We start from the raw sequence: 14,626 nt of genomic DNA, 5'->3' as shown, positions 1-14,626 counted from the left end.
TCTACCTGCTATTTCAGGATGCCAGCTCAGTCGGTCCCCTTTAATTACCGGAGAAAATGTATGAGCTTTGAAGAAGAAATGGAAGAGATGGAATCGGCGGAGGATTTCCTACAGTATTTTAAACTGGAATATCAGCCTAGCGTGGTGCATGTTAACCGCCTGCATATTTTGCAGCGTTTTCATGATTATTTACAAAAAGCCGGTGACGATATGCCGGAAGATGAAGCGCCAAAAAGAGCGGTTTACAGCAAATTGTTGCAACGGGCTTATCAGGATTTTGTCGATTCCGATGCTCAAACCGAAAAAGTATTTAAAGTGTTTGGGATGGCTGAAGCTTCGCAAACAGCGTTTGTCTCTTTAAGCGATATAAAAACATGAACCCCGATCGCTTCGACGAAGGTCGATTTGAATTTGGCGAAACGGTCCGGGTTACCAGAAATGTCCGTAACGACGGTACTTATCCCGGTATGGATGTAGGCACTTTGTTAGTGCGGCGGGGAAGTGTGGGCAATATCCTTAATGTAGGCACTTTTCTGCAAGATCAAGTGATTTATACCGTCCATTTCCTGTCCGTTGACCGAATGGTGGGCTGTCGGCTGGAAGAACTGATCGGTGGAGATGAGCCTTGGAATCCCAGCCGCTTCGAGTTCAGGGACAAGGTGGTTTGCACTATTGACTTGGGAATACAAGGGAATATCCTGTTTCCTAAGGGTACGGATGGCGAAGTTTTTAAGGTGATTAGAGATAGCGAGCTGATTCAATACCATATCGCTTTTAATGGCAGGGTTCTGCAAGTGCCTGAAACAGCGCTTGCTCCCGCACACCCTGAGTCATTTAACGAACCAGAGTTTTGATATGACTGTAATTGATAAACCTATCCAGCTGGAAACTTACAATTTATTAAGGGCGGCTTTAGCCTTATTCAAAAAGTCGCCGAATGAATTGGCCGAAGCTGAGCTAAAGCAGGCGCAAACTCAAGCTTTAAATGAGTTCAAGATTGAGAGCAGGGTGCTGAATACGCCGGAAGCCGCGGCAGTCATTATTACTGACCAGGAACTGCAACAGGCTTATCAGGAAATTCGTGACCGCTATGATGACGAGGCTGCTTTTTTTAGCGATCTGGAAAAAAACCGGCTCGATAAAAACAGCTTGCAGGCGGCATTGCAACGCCAGTGTAAAGTGAATACGGTGCTAGAATTGATTGCCAGTCGTGCGCCTGCTATCAGTGAGGTTGATATCGGCATCTACTACCATCTTCATGCCGAGCAATTTAATCGCCCTGAAATGCGCGAAGTCAGCCATATTTTTATCAGTATTAATCCGGATTATCCTGAGAATACTCTCGAAGCGGCTTTAAGTCGCACTCAGGAACTTGCCGAAAAACTGCATAAAAAACCGCACAAATTTGCCGATCTGGCATTAAGGCATTCGGAATGCCCTACTGCTTTGCAAGGCGGCGTTCTGGGCACAGTGCCGCGCGGCACGCTTTATCCTGAATTGGATGCGGTATTGTTCAACTTAAAACCGGGTGAAGTCAGCAATGTTGTCAAATCGGAAATCGGTTTTCATGTGCTGTTGTGCAAGAGCATACAAAAAGCCGAAACCTTGTCTTTGGCAAAAGCAACCCCAAAAATACGCCAGCTAATGAAAGAACGCGCCCGGCGAACCTGCCAACGCGCCTGGTTAGCAGGTTTAGCCACTCCTGAATCTGAGGAAAGCACATCATGAGCGAGAAAGAAGTCAAACACTGTTCTTTTTGCGGCATAGAGCAATCCGCTTCGGTACCTTTGATTGCCGGTAGCGAAGGTTATATTTGCGGAGCTTGTGTGTCATTAGCTAATCAGGTGGTCAGCAATTGGAGCCGGAAAAAAGAGCTTTCCGAAATGCAGGGCGCACTGCCGATCCCTGCAAAAATCAAGGAGCATCTTGATCAATATATTATCGGGCAGCATCTTGCCAAAGAAATATTGGCCGTTGCTGTTTATAACCATTACAAGCGTTTGAAACACGAAAGCGGCGACGCGGGTTTGGGCGAATTCGACAAGGATGTGGAAATCGGTAAATCCAATATTCTGTTAATCGGCCCTTCCGGTACAGGAAAAACCTTATTAGCCAGTACCTTGGCAAAAATTGTCGGCGTACCGTTTGTTATTGCCGATGCGACAACACTGACCCAGGCCGGTTATGTCGGCGATGATGTCGAAAATATCCTGGTCAGGCTGCTGGATGTCGCGGAAGGCAATATGGTCAATGCCGAATGGGGTATCGTATACCTGGATGAAATCGACAAAATCGCCCGCAGTCCGGAACAACAAACCGGAACTCGCGATGTGTCCGGCGAAGGCGTGCAACAGGCATTATTAAGATTGGTTGAAGGTTCTCAAGTCAAAATTCCGGCCAAAGGACGCAATAAAGACGGCGAGACCACGATGGATACGCGTAATATCCTGTTCATTGCCGGCGGTTCATTTCCCGGTCTGGAAAAACATGTTGAAAAACGTTTGGTGCCGACCAATTCCGCTATCGGCTTTCATGCCGAGATGAACAAGACAACTGAAAAACCGGCATTGGAAGATATGCTGAATGCGACACAGCCGAGTGATTTACGCAAATTCGGTTTAATTCCTGAGTTTATTGGCCGTTTCCCGGTGCTGGCGCCGTTGGAACCGTTGGATGTTGATGCATTGATCCGGGTTTTAACCGAACCTAAAAATGCGCTGGTCCGTCAATATCAACAACTGTTTGCCTACGAAGGCGTGGAGTTGAAATTCGAACATGATGCCTTGGTCGAGATCGCCCAAAAAGCCATAGAACGTGAAACCGGCGCTCGCGGCTTGCGCAGCATCATGGAGCAAATCTTACGGAAAACCATGTTCGATATTCCATCCGTCAATGATGTTGAGCAATGTATTGTCGATGCTGACGTAGTTAAAGGCGAAGGCCAGATCAAGTTGATAAAAAAGGATGAGCCCAAACGGCAACAAGCCGGAGAGTAAAATGCAGGGCACGCTGAGCGTGCCCATTGAATGTTGCTACTGTTCCTCGTTCCCGCGCAGCGCGTCACTGCCATTAAGTTAAGAGATACGCTGGTTCCCAAGCTCCTGCTTGGGAACCCAGTGAGCAAAGCTCCAGCTTTGCGAGTCGGGAAGCTAGAGCTTCCCATACTGAATTCCCAAGCAGGAGCTTGGGAACTAGCACTCAGGAGAGGGAGCTTTTTTCTTAACTTAATGGCAGTGGCGCAGCGCGTGGGAACGAGAAAATGGCACCACGAAGACACGAAGGACACGAAGTTTTTAGCTTGTATAATCTTCGTGTCCTTCGTGTCTTCGTGGTGAATTAATTAACAAAAAACGAGAACCTTATGAAAACCGAAGACAAAATCCTCAAGCAGCTGGCAGACAATCCGGTCATCCTGTACATGAAAGGCGTACCGACCAATCCTCAATGCGGGTTTTCCGCCAAAACGGTCGGCATACTCAACACCACCAATATTCCTTACGCTTATGTCAATGTGTTGGAAGCGCCTTTTATCCGTGAAAAGTTACCGAGCATTTCTCATTGGCCGACTTATCCGCAATTGTTTGTTAATGGCGAATTGGTCGGCGGCTGCGACATTGTTGAAGAAATGTCCAACAACGGTAGCTTATTGCCTTTATTAACAGCTGCCGCGCCTAAAAAGGTGGAAGCTGAAACCAACGCATTGAGCGTTAGCGAAGTTACGCAACTGGTGCAACAGGGTATTGATGATGCCAAAGTGATGATCGAAGGCGAGGGCTGCGATTTATCGATCACTGTGATCAGTGCGCAATTTAACGATTTAACGATAGTAAAAAAGCAGCAGTTAGTCCTGGCAACGTTAAAAGAACCTTTAGCATCGGGTAAGCTTCATGCAGTCAGTGTTAAAGCATTTACTCCGGATGAATGGGCTGAAAAGCAAAACGCCAGCGGATTGCTGCAAATACGGCATTAAATTTCTGATGTAAAGAATAGGAAATTTCCACCATGAAGGCATGAACGACTGCAAGGATGCAGGAGGTAGAGCAATGCAGGAGCAATTGCCGAGGACACGAAGTTTTATTTTTCTTCGCGCCTTCGTGGTGAAATGGAGTTAAAGTCAGGATCAGTCATGGCAAACGACAACACAAAACCGGCCTGCACGCGTGATGAATTGGATCAATCCCGTTATTTAACGCGGAAAATCCTCTTTAAAAAACAGCCGGTTTCGGCCATTATTTTCGCGTTTGATGGCGATCCTTATGCGTATGTCAACCATTGTATGCATATGAACAGACCGTTAGATTGCGAACAGGACGCCATCTTTGACGAAACCGGCTTATATCTGCGCTGTTCGATGCACGGTTTTATTTTTGATCCCAAAACCGGAGAGTGTCAAAGTCCGGTTTGCTTTGGTCAACGCCTGCAATCGCTTCGTTTGAAAGAGATTGACGGCACCCTCTATTTTGCCGAAAAGCATCTGACACTTATCGATTGAACGGTGATAGCGATGATAGAAGAATTAGCCGTCGTGGTGAAAATAGAAAACCATCAGGTTTGGGTCGAAAGCGGACAAAACAGTGCGTGTGGCGGTTGCTTGCAAAAAGCCTCGTGTTCCACCAACGCAATCGGCAGCGTTCTTAAGAAAAAGTCGGTACCGGTTGATTGCGACATTCAACTAAAAACCGGCGATGAAGTCATGGTCGCTATCGATGAAAATCTGCTGCTTCGCACCTCCCTGTTATTGTATCTGGTGCCGTTAATTGCGTTATTTACAGGCGCAGGCATGGCCGACTGGCTGTTGATGGATAATGCCCCACATGCAGATTTATGGATTGCCGGCAGCGCGATACTGAGTTTTATTGCTTCGCTGTGGTTAATCAACAAAGCGCAAAGTCTGTTAATACTGAATTATTACGCCCGGCCTGTCGTAGTCAGGAAGATCTAACTTTGAATGCTTGTATGAATGTTTGGTCGATTGACAAAGATGCTCCGCTTAAGCTCCTGCTCTTGGAGCTCGTTCATCGTTACGGTGAAAATACGCTGGCGTTGAATAATAAAGAGCAGCACTACAAAGCCATTGAGCTATGCACGGTTAACGAGCCGGATATTTCCGCCTACATATACACTTTCGGCCAGAACGCAGGACGTTACGGCATAGACCTGAAATATCCCATTTCGATGCATAACATTGTCGGTGAAAATGAAAACCTGACTTTGGATCAGATCATAGAGATTATTTCCATCCATCTTTTTTCTTAAATTTTGCACAGTATGAACCAAGAACAACAAACCGGATTCCGTTATTTTGTGAGTTACAGCGGCGTCAAACTCCCGTTAAAGCTGGTCAACGAAATAACTGAAGACAGCTTGAATAATCGGAATACTTATTATCGTAGCCGTTTTGATGACCAAGATAGGATGCTGCTTTGCCAGAAAGTGGTTTATGGCGAGGTTGAATCCGAGCATCAGTATCAATATTACGATGATGGCGTTTTAAAACATGCGCAAATTACCGAAGATGATGAAGTGCGTGAGATTCACTTTAATGAGTCCGGTGAGATGGTGTGATTCGGTAAGCGCTAAGTTAGTCTGTATGCCCATTCATTTGCACTTTGCCTCGGAAAACAAGGTACTGATAGCCGCTATAAATCATCATCACAGGAATCAAAAAACCGATAGTTGAGAGCATAAATATCAACGTCCTGCTCGAAGATGCTGCATGGGTCAATGCTATCGAAGGAGGAATCATATAGGGATAATAGCCGATAGTCATTGCGCTCAAAGCCGCCAGAGAAATAATGACACTCCAGAAAAATGCTCTTAATTCGAAGCGCATCCGTAAAGCCCGCATCAACATAATAAAAGCAAAAGCTGACAAAACAAGAAAAAAGTCCAGGTAATGGCCTGATTCAGCATCGGCCCAGCGCACTGCAAAATAAGGATTGAGCTGGGCTGCCCAGATGACCACCGCCATCAGAATAACTATTTCCAGGGCGGCTGCAATATAGGCTTGAGTTATGCTTATTCGCTGCATTGCGCCTTCGGTCTTTATCATTAAATAGGTTGCGCCCAGCAAGCTGTAGCCGCTAACCACACCTAAAGCGACCAGTGCCGAAAAGGGCGTAAACCATCCCCAGACGTTGCCCTGATAGTCGCCCTCGTTAATACCCAGTCCGCTAATCAAGCCACCAAAAGCAAGTCCTTGAGCAAGTCCCGCCACTAAGCTGCTATACCCAAACACCAAATTCCAAGGAGCGTTATTGTGGGCATGATGACGAAACTCAAAGGCGACACCCCGAAAGATAAGAGCAAACAACATGACCATGACCGGGATATACAGCGATTGTAGCGTGATGGCAAAAACCAGAGGAAAAGCCCCGAATAATGCGCCGCCAAGCAATACCAGCCAGGTTTCATTCGCATCCCAGATGCTTTCAAGACTTTTCATCATGATGGTGCGATGTTGGTCTTCCCTGGTGAATAATGAAAGAATGCCTACACCCAGATCAAAGCCGTCCAGAACGACGTATAAAAATAGCATCAGGCCGATAATAAAAAACCAGATATTGGCGAGCAGGTTATGAATTTCAGTGTCCATATCCCATGACCTCAAAAGCGTTATCAAGTGAATTCAAATGATACTTCATGACGGCGGCATCAATGTTAAATCGGGGCCTTTCTGGAGAATGCGGACCGCAAATATCAGAAACAAAATAAAAAGACTGATGTAAATAACCACAAAAGTAACCAGACTGACTGCCACGACAGATGCCGGTAGCGTCGATGCCGCATCGCGGGTTCGTAACAGGCCGTAAATGACCCAGGGTTGACGGCCAACCTCCCGTACAATCCAGCCGCATTCGGTCGCCAGATAGCCAAGCGGAATTGAAGCTATCCACGCACGCAGTAACCAACGATGAGTGTAAATGGACTCGGCTGATAATTGCTTTTTAAGCCAAGCGACCGATGTCCAGACCATGAGTCCCATAAAAAACAACCCGATCCCCACCATAATCCGGAAGCTATAGAAAATGAGTGGAATAACGGGTGGCTGGTCGGCTTGGAGGAATGATTTTAAGCCTTGTACTTGACCGTTCCGGTCGCCGGTCGCCAGAACACTTAAACCGTTCGGGATAGAAAGAGCCCAATCGTTTTTTTGTTCCAGTTGGTTAGGCCAGGATAATAGATTCCAGTCAGCTCCTTTGCCTTGCTGGTTCGTAGTCCAATGTGCTTCGATAGCCGCTCCTTTTGCCGGTTGGTTAGCAAATATCTCTCGGCCGCTGCCGTGGCCCAAAAATAATTGAACGGGCACCACAAAAATCACACCCATTAAGGCGAGCTTGAAAGACTTAAGAAAAAAATCCGTATTTCTTCTTTTTGAAATATACCAAGCGGATAAGCCACCGATGACGAAAAGACTGGTTGTTACACATGCAAACCACATGTGTAAAACGCCCCACGGCATGTTTTTGTTAAAGATCGCTTCAAAATAACTGTCTACTACAACCCTGTTGTTTTCCAAATGAATGCCTGCCGGTGTTTGCATCCATGAATTAGCAACCATAATCCAAAAGGCAGATAACGATGCCCCTAATGCCACCATACAGGTCGCTAACAAATGAATGACCGGGGGAACTCGCATCCATCCAAACAGCATGATTCCGAGAAAACCGGCCTCCAGCATAAAGGCCATAGCCCCTTCGTAGCCCAGAATATTGCCGAAGAATTCTCCGGTCACCATGGCAAAACGCGACCAGTTGGTACCAAACTCAAACTCCAGGGGAAGACCGCTGATAACGCCCACCGAAAAATTGAGCAAAAATAATTTAGCCCAAAAACGCGCATGCCGATAATGGTCAACATCGCCCGTTTTCAGCCACAATCCTTCAAAAATTACCAGGATAAGCGATATCCCCACGGTTGTGAGCGGCCATAAAATGTGGAACATGGCGGTAACAGAGAATTGCAAGCGCGACAAAAACAGTGGATCTTGTAAGCTTTCCATTGGTGTTTTCTCCTGTCCGATATTACATTCTGAGCATTCCAGTATTGATGGTTATTTTTTGTTATCAGACCATTAAACAGAAATTTCCACAACTGCAACTAGAGAGTAATTTCAGGTTAATGGCTCAAATATGAAATTAGAACAGCCTGACTCTACCAAGCCTTCAATGCTGAATAAATTATTGGGGCTTCCGGTATGATGTGAACGTCCGCAAGGAAATTTCAGTTCCATTATCGTACTCAACCTATAATGAAAGCTTTTTCAACGCGCAGATAAAAAGGCCGGATACGAAGATGAACACACTTACCCAACTCCATGCCGATATCGAAGCGCGCGTACAATCTATCCGTGAGGGCAATCCCGATTGGCTATGCCGCATGGGCTGCGACAGCTGTTGCCGACGGCTCGCCGAAGTGCCCCGGCTCACTGCGGAGGAATGGGATTTGCTGCGGGACGGACTGGCCGCGCTACCCCCTGAGCGACTTTTGGAAATCGGCCAGGACATTGCTGCGCTGGCCGAGCAGTCATCACGCCCCATTGTCTGTCCGTTGTTGGACCGATCGGCGGGGGCCTGCCTGGTATACGAGCACCGCCCGGTGGCTTGCCGAACCTACGGGTTCTACGTTCAGCGCGATCTGGGGCTTTACTGCAAGGACATCGAATCGCGGGTAGCCGACGGCGCTTGGGCCGAGGTAGTGTGGGGCAACCAGGACGTCATCGATCGACGTCTCGGCGGTTTGGGCGATACCCGGGATTTAACCGAGTGGTTCGCGCACTGGGAGGAGGGCGGGGACACGGCTTAAAAGGTATAAGTGCTAGTACTCAGTCAAATTTATAATGTCGAGTGAAGAAGGCTATGTGGGAGCGGCTTTAGCCGCGACAATCGCGGCTAAAGCCGCTCCCACAATTAAATTATCACCCGACAAAACAAGATTGACTGAGTACTAGAGTCCGGGAATATCAATCCCCGAGAAAAGCTGTAGGGCGTAGTGAAAGCCGATTTTCGCGGCTGACTGTACCCGCATTCACGAGCTTCACATGTCGTGCAACGAAAAGAAGTTGCACGACCAACAATGCTTTCCCGTCCCCTCTCTCTACCGGCGCATTTTTTTCGGACTTTAAGGATACGGGATGGAATCGCTATTTATCCTGCCTCGCCGTTTTGAAACGGGCAGATGCCGCCAGCAGACCGACCACGAAGAAAGCCGTGCCGACAAGAGTGAAACGCAGGTTCGTCTCCTGGATGGTCATGTCGCCGGTCGCATAAAGCATGATAATGACGGCAACCGATCCCCAGCCGATAAAACGTAACATTGCCTCCATAATGAGTTTACCTAAAGCTTCAGATTCGCTCACCGGCGTATCCATTCGATAAGCCACAAAACCGCACATAAGCGCCGGCAGAATTCCCCAGCGCATATGTTGGATGAAGCTTTCCAGAAAACTAAAGTTATCTTTGTAGTAAGTCAACTCGAGTATAAGCGCCGATGCGGTGGTGCTGACAAAGAACCCCATTATCATCATTGCCATATAGAACCCATAGTATCGATCGGATTGCTCACGTTGATGCCTGAAGGCGAGCGTCCGGAAAATAAAGACCAGCGCTATCGGCAGGACATAGATCAGGATGGCATAGGCGACCCAGCGGAGCGTAGCGTAATCAAAATGCTCTAACGGGTTATCCGGAAATAGGAAAGCATTGTGTAACGAGACTGAAATCTCTCGTCCCAACATAACTCCCGTAGCGGTGGCAGCCGTGAAAAGCAGAACGTATTTATAGGTGTGTTTCAGGCGGACCTCGGGGATGTTGCCGCCGAGCTGCTTTACAGTTTCCCATATCTCATTTTCGCTGGCGCTCCCGAACACAACCAGTGAGGCGAGTAAGCGACAGAGTAGACCGGTGAGTTGATCCAACTCTTTTATCAGTTTTAACGTCTTGGTATAGTGAGGCTCGGCTTCCTTCCAGACGGCAATCTTTTCCGACATCGCATTGTAGGAGATGCAGATTTCCCCCCATTTCAGGGACGGTTCGTTGAAAAAGCGACGAAAGGATGGTTGGTTGGCGTAGTTTTGTATCCGGTCGAAAAGAAGGCAGTTATGCGCCCATTTATACTCGACCGTGGCGCTGGATTTATCGAAATCGCCGGAGTCGATACTCGACACCAGCAGGCGATTGGCGATTTGTGTTTTTAGATTATCGTCGACCGCGGACAATCTCGATGTAACTAAAGCATTATAGACTTCTACCGCCTTGGTCGGAATTGCGAAAGCGTCGTGAATGCTGTCTCTTAAAATAAGTAAGGGATTAAGTTTGCTTTCCCAGGCAATAAAAAATAGAAACAGCCCGGCGGCAATCAAAGGTATGATCGTATTTCCATCCAAGCCATTCAGAAGATTCACCAGTTCCCTGGAGCGCAGGTTCTTTACGATCAGCGTCACCAGCGGTTCCAAGGGCAGCCATTGCCAAGTAAGCAGCCAGTAAAGTGCCGCCATAAACGTGCAGTAAGATGCGATCCCTACCCAGTAGGTGCTTCTGCGGCTAAAGTATTGAGGTAGAGTCGGTTCAGCGCCTAACTGAATTCGGCGTTTTTGGAAAGACCGGTAGGCGAGGAAAAATGCGGCCCCGGTTCCAAGAAACTGCACAGTAAAGTTAATCAAGAGTTCGACAGTCATCGTGCGGCGTCTCCTACGTATTTTTCACAAGGTTTCGGGTTTAGGAAAAATGTTAAGCTTCGCCTGATTATAAACGCGCTTATTAAATAATTCCGGTCGTTTTTCACACCAGTTCCGCAAGGCTTGGGTTGGCGTGATGTAGCCGAGAGCGCGTTGCGGGATCGAGTGGTTCTATTATAGCAGGCATAGCACCTCAAGGCTTCCGGGTGAATCGAAGCGAGTGATGGCCCGAACTTGCTGCATCCGTTCGTTGAAGCGCTCGATCATGCCGTCTTGGTAAGAGGGATAGAAGGAAGAGAGCCGAGACAAGCTTTTGATGTCGTTATCTAAATGGCCGATTTATGAAGCAGGCCAGCTGAGCAAAAGCAAGCCTCCGCTATCTCTTCCTTGCATAGGTTTGAGTATTGTTCGTCCCGAGCCGCCTAATACCGTACCGTATACATCATGAATCGGAGCCTGGCGGCAACATAAATGTCCGCCTTTCCGCGCGGCGACGATAGCACGCATTTCTGCGATAATCGATAGAGCGATTTCCTGCGGTGAGTTAACCCCGATATCTAAACCTACAGGCGAGTAAAGTCGCGACCCATCAGTGCCCTTTTAAGCTTGAAACGACTGTCTTTTTCTCCCAACTCAATCAGCATGCTCTGCCTGGTCAAGCGTTTCGACGATAACAACAGCAATCGGCTGGCTGTCCCGGTGAATATATTCATTTTGCAAAATCGGACAATCGCTTGCCGCCGCACCTTTGCTCTCGCTCGATGGCTCAAACATAGAGAGCGTATGAATTTTAGGGGCATTTTCATAGGTGATCACGGCTAAAACGCCGATGGAGTTTTCCGCTACGCTCCGGTCGATTCTGGTGATTTTGCCTTTGGTAATCGTGCTGTAAACCAAAGCAGCGTAAACCGGGTTATCAAGTTTAAAGTCAGCAGTAAAGGCGGCTTCCCCTTTGACTTTCAATTTAGTATCGACACGGTTGATCGCTTTGCCGACATAGCCGGGCTTGTGCATCAAGGAATCTGCGTCATTGCCGGGCATAAATTGAACGATCGTTTCTTTAATGATCCCGACAGCGCTCATCGCGCACCTCCACTTTCGGTTAAGTCATTCAACACGCTGACAAGGGTTCGTTTCGCCAGTTCGATTTTGAAATTGTTATAGGCATAACCTTTTGCCTGCTTCAATTCTTGTTCAGCTGCGCGCTTGAAATTTTCTTCTGTGGCCGCTACGCTCAGTCTCAAATGCCCGCCAGGGTTTATGCGATACGCCGCCGAGTGCGATCCGCACGTTTGCAATAACGTTGTTTTGAAGCTCCAAAGCCGCCGCGACGCTGACCAACGCGAAAGCGTAGCTCGATCTATCCCGCACTTTCCGATACAGAGAATTGGCAACAAAATCGTTTTGCAGAATTTCGATGGCTTTAATTAATTCATCGGCCTGCAAATCGGTTTCTATCTGCGGCGTATCTCCGGGCAAGCGGTGAAAATCATTAAAGGCAATTTCGCGCTGGCCGTTTTTACCTTCGACAAAAACCGTTGCACCCAGCGCGGCGAGCGCAACGCACATATCGGATGGATGCGTCGCTATGCACGCGTCGGAAGTTTCTAAAATGGCATGAATCCGATTGAAACCGGCAATGGCGTCACAACCCGAATCAGCTTTGCGTTTATTACAGCCCGCCGTTTGGTCGTAAAAATAATAACACCGCGTCGCTGCAAGAGATTTCCGCCAACAGTCGCCATATTGCGAATCTGCCCCGATGCGCCGAACAAAATCGCCTGCGACAAAACCGGGTAACGCTGGCGAATAATGCGATGATTCGCAAGCTCGCTGTTCTTAACTGCCGCTTCGCCGTTAGATTTAAGTTGATCAAACACTTCTTGCATGGATGATTTAATTGGCATAAGTCATTCCTTAATAGGCTAACTATTTATTTAAACAAGCGTGCTGCTTCATTAAGTTTTGCCAAAAAATTAATCGAATAATTAACCGGTGTCGGTTCGGTATCTAACAATACTATAAGGAAAATATTAAATAGGATGGTTATGAAAATAACTACAATCGGTTTGACATGACTTTTTCAAGGATATGCTAAGACCTGATGCCATTGTTAGAGCAATCCTTCATCAGACGGGGGTTTGACCAACGGCCGTGACAACGGAGATTGGATCACCTGCCAAGCTGCCTCCCGCTCGTTTGCGTCAAATGGGGCGAGAAAACAATGAACTGGTTGCCCCCCGCTTTTTTTGATGCATACATTGCCACATCAGCATGATGAACCAACTGGTCAACGATGCTGGCGTCTTGCGGGTAAAGCGCGACGCCGATACTGGCAGAGATTTGCACAGTGTGTTGGTCAATCTGGAAAGGTTCGGCCAGACGCTGCCGAATCTTTTCGACGACGATCTCGACCTGCTCCGGTTTTGGTAAGTTCAGCAGGATGACAGTAAATTCATCCCCGCCTAGACGAGCAGCGGTATCGCTTTGCCGAACACAGGAGTGAATACGTTCTGCCGCCTTCTGTAACAAGCTGTCACCTGTTTCGTGACCGAATCGATCATTGACTTCCTTGAACAAATCGAGATCGATAAACAGTAAAGCGAGCGGCCTGCCGGCACGCTCGAACTGCGTTATATATTCCTCCAGTCGATTGAAAAAAAGGCTTCGATTGGGCAGGCCGGTTAATTCATCGTAATTGGCCTTATACCAATTATTATCTTCCGAAGCTTTGCGTTCGGTCACTTTTCGCCCTATGCAGGCAACCGCTTCTATGTTGCCCTCATTGCCCAGCACGGGTGTAAAAATATATTCGTACCATTCCTCCGTGCCAGAGCCAGGCGTATAGGGCAGTTCCTCGCAAACAGGTTTTTTGTTACGGATGGTCTGTTCAATCAGCCCTTTTAGCTCTGCGGCAACCGGCACATCCAAATCGAAGTGGTTTTTTCCCACTAATTTATCAAGCGTGAGGCCGAGCAATTCAGTCAGCGCTTTATTGGCATACAAAAATCGACCCTCCAAATCGAAGCTGCTGATCAGGTCGTGGCAAGATGTCATAATCGTCTCGAACATGCGGGAATCGTGTTCTCTTTCAGTAGAGTAACTGAGTGCAGCTTCCGTAATGGACTGGTCGATCGCTTCGTTGAAGCGGATCAGGTCGCCAAAATATATTACAGAACTTAAACGCTCGGGATTCTCCTCCAGCCACAACCGGATCACGCTGGCGCGAAGCGCACGATACTCGGCCACCATTGAGTTCAGACTGAAGCCTAACAACCGACGATATGCCCCATGAATGGTAGCCGCCGTGTCGTCTCTGTTAGGCGTCAAACTCTGACCTTTTGACTTTTCGATTTGTTCATGCACCGTCTCGGGACGAGCCAGATCGGCGGCAATCGTTCTCAGAATTTCATCGAGGTGATCGCGTAGCTGCTCCTTGTCTATATTTTGGGCTTCAGGGAGGAAGGTCTTGGCGAATACTTCCCACTCTTTGATAATTTCTTCGATATTATTGAGGATAAAGGCTGAAAGTCGCATGGCAACTCCTTAATTTACAGTTGCAAGTTAGACCCGTAATGGTTCTGCTCAGTCAACTGAAAATGGCGAGCATTTAAGAGTATCTGAACGGTGGCTTAGGATCAATAAACTGTTGATTGGATTATACGTTGGCTGTCTCTTTTTGGACTAATACCCGTCTTGGGGGCACCAGAGTGGGTTTGGCAAAAAAGCGCCCTTCTAAAGTTCTAGAAGGGCATATCGAGACGCCCCCTAGGAGGAAAGGGGCAATGGCACAGTGAATATCAATGCTTCAAGAAAATCCAGAGCTTGTGGTTAAGCATTGCATATTCTTCAACCATAATAAATCAGTGCCACTACTTACGGTTTATTGTGAGAGCGTAAGCGCGCCAGGATTTTTCGCGAAAGCTAAAATGGATCCATCCGATTTTAGCA

General features: G+C 47.6%; 17 protein-coding genes and 1 pseudogene. 10 read left to right on the top strand and 8 right to left on the bottom strand.

The features are described 5' to 3' along the window. Window positions 1-60 precede the first annotated feature (60 nt). The 9 genes from nifW (at window position 61) to V7051_RS20920 (ending at window position 5,565) form a co-directional block, all read left to right on the top strand. Window positions 61-378, top strand: coding sequence for a nitrogenase-stabilizing/protective protein NifW (nifW, locus tag V7051_RS20960; RefSeq protein WP_333878335.1), 318 nt, complete (start codon window positions 61-63; stop codon window positions 376-378). After that, window positions 375-854, top strand: a complete 480-nt coding sequence (locus tag V7051_RS20955) for a nitrogen fixation protein NifZ (RefSeq protein ID WP_333878333.1) — start codon at window positions 375-377, stop codon at window positions 852-854. Before nifW ends, V7051_RS20955 begins: the two co-directional genes overlap by 4 nt. Window position 855: 1 nt before the next feature. Further along, the gene (gene nifM / locus V7051_RS20950) at window positions 856-1,728 is read left to right on the top strand and encodes a nitrogen fixation protein NifM (protein ID WP_333878332.1); all 873 of its coding nucleotides are present in this window, start codon (window positions 856-858) and stop codon (window positions 1,726-1,728) included. Next, window positions 1,725-2,996, top strand: coding sequence for an ATP-dependent Clp protease ATP-binding subunit ClpX (gene clpX, locus V7051_RS20945; RefSeq protein WP_333878330.1), 1,272 nt, complete (start codon window positions 1,725-1,727; stop codon window positions 2,994-2,996). The genes nifM and clpX overlap by 4 nt, the downstream gene beginning before the upstream one ends. 365 nt (window positions 2,997-3,361) lie before the next feature. Further along, on the top strand, window positions 3,362-3,970 hold the full coding sequence (gene grxD / locus V7051_RS20940) for a Grx4 family monothiol glutaredoxin (protein WP_333878328.1): 609 nt from the start codon (window positions 3,362-3,364) through the stop codon (window positions 3,968-3,970). A gap of 156 nt (window positions 3,971-4,126) precedes the next feature. Continuing rightward, window positions 4,127-4,492, top strand: coding sequence for a Rieske (2Fe-2S) protein (locus V7051_RS20935; protein WP_333878326.1), 366 nt, complete (start codon window positions 4,127-4,129; stop codon window positions 4,490-4,492). A gap of 12 nt (window positions 4,493-4,504) precedes the next feature. Beyond that, window positions 4,505-4,942 (top strand): SoxR reducing system RseC family protein, encoded by a 438-nt coding sequence (locus tag V7051_RS20930; RefSeq protein ID WP_333878325.1) that lies wholly within the window; start codon window positions 4,505-4,507, stop codon window positions 4,940-4,942. A 14-nt stretch (window positions 4,943-4,956) separates the two neighbouring features. Further along, window positions 4,957-5,256: a hypothetical protein gene (locus V7051_RS20925; RefSeq protein ID WP_333878323.1), complete on the top strand. Its 300-nt coding sequence runs from the start codon at window positions 4,957-4,959 to the stop codon at window positions 5,254-5,256. Between the two features lie 12 nt (window positions 5,257-5,268). Beyond that, window positions 5,269-5,565, top strand: coding sequence for a DUF6156 family protein (locus V7051_RS20920; protein ID WP_333878321.1), 297 nt, complete (start codon window positions 5,269-5,271; stop codon window positions 5,563-5,565). A gap of 16 nt (window positions 5,566-5,581) precedes the next feature. Here V7051_RS20920 and cydB read toward each other — a convergent pair whose 3' ends face one another. Both cydB and V7051_RS20910 read right to left on the bottom strand, forming a co-directional pair. Continuing rightward, the gene (gene cydB, locus V7051_RS20915) at window positions 5,582-6,595 is read right to left on the bottom strand and encodes a cytochrome d ubiquinol oxidase subunit II (RefSeq protein WP_333878319.1); all 1,014 of its coding nucleotides are present in this window, start codon (window positions 6,593-6,595) and stop codon (window positions 5,582-5,584) included. Between the two features lie 45 nt (window positions 6,596-6,640). Further along, window positions 6,641-8,002, bottom strand: a complete 1,362-nt coding sequence (locus tag V7051_RS20910; protein ID WP_333878317.1) for a cytochrome ubiquinol oxidase subunit I — start codon at window positions 8,000-8,002, stop codon at window positions 6,641-6,643. A 293-nt stretch (window positions 8,003-8,295) separates the two neighbouring features. Between V7051_RS20910 and V7051_RS20905 the strand changes: the two genes are divergently transcribed. Continuing rightward, entirely contained in the window at window positions 8,296-8,805 is a 510-nt protein-coding gene (locus V7051_RS20905; protein ID WP_333878315.1) for a YkgJ family cysteine cluster protein, read from the top strand. Window positions 8,806-9,142: 337 nt separating this feature from the next. Here the strand turns inward: V7051_RS20905 and V7051_RS20900 are convergent, their stop codons facing one another. From V7051_RS20900 to V7051_RS20875, 6 genes and pseudogenes are all read right to left on the bottom strand, one after another. After that, window positions 9,143-10,675, bottom strand: a complete 1,533-nt coding sequence (locus V7051_RS20900) for a hypothetical protein (protein ID WP_333878313.1) — start codon at window positions 10,673-10,675, stop codon at window positions 9,143-9,145. Window positions 10,676-11,014: 339 nt separating this feature from the next. Continuing rightward, window positions 11,015-11,248 (bottom strand): annotated as a pseudogene (locus tag V7051_RS24740) (hypothetical protein); the annotation flags it as partial. Between the two features lie 60 nt (window positions 11,249-11,308). Further along, window positions 11,309-11,758 (bottom strand): hypothetical protein, encoded by a 450-nt coding sequence (locus tag V7051_RS20890; RefSeq protein ID WP_333878311.1) that lies wholly within the window; start codon window positions 11,756-11,758, stop codon window positions 11,309-11,311. A 111-nt stretch (window positions 11,759-11,869) separates the two neighbouring features. Beyond that, complete coding sequence (locus tag V7051_RS20885; RefSeq protein WP_333878365.1) at window positions 11,870-12,265, bottom strand: FAD binding domain-containing protein; 396 nt, start codon at window positions 12,263-12,265, stop codon at window positions 11,870-11,872. Between the two features lie 17 nt (window positions 12,266-12,282). After that, entirely contained in the window at window positions 12,283-12,582 is a 300-nt protein-coding gene (locus V7051_RS20880) for an FAD binding domain-containing protein (protein WP_333878310.1), read from the bottom strand. A gap of 265 nt (window positions 12,583-12,847) precedes the next feature. After that, entirely contained in the window at window positions 12,848-14,212 is a 1,365-nt protein-coding gene (locus tag V7051_RS20875; RefSeq protein ID WP_333878308.1) for a sensor domain-containing diguanylate cyclase, read from the bottom strand. Between the last annotated feature and the right edge of the window lie 414 nt (window positions 14,213-14,626).

It is taken from the genome of Methylobacter sp. (genome assembly GCF_036845245.1).
Taxonomy (GTDB): Bacteria; Pseudomonadota; Gammaproteobacteria; order Methylococcales; family Methylomonadaceae; genus Methylobacter_A.
The sequence above is the reverse complement of the archived record's forward strand: the minus strand, read 5'-3'. Positions and strand labels throughout refer to the sequence as shown.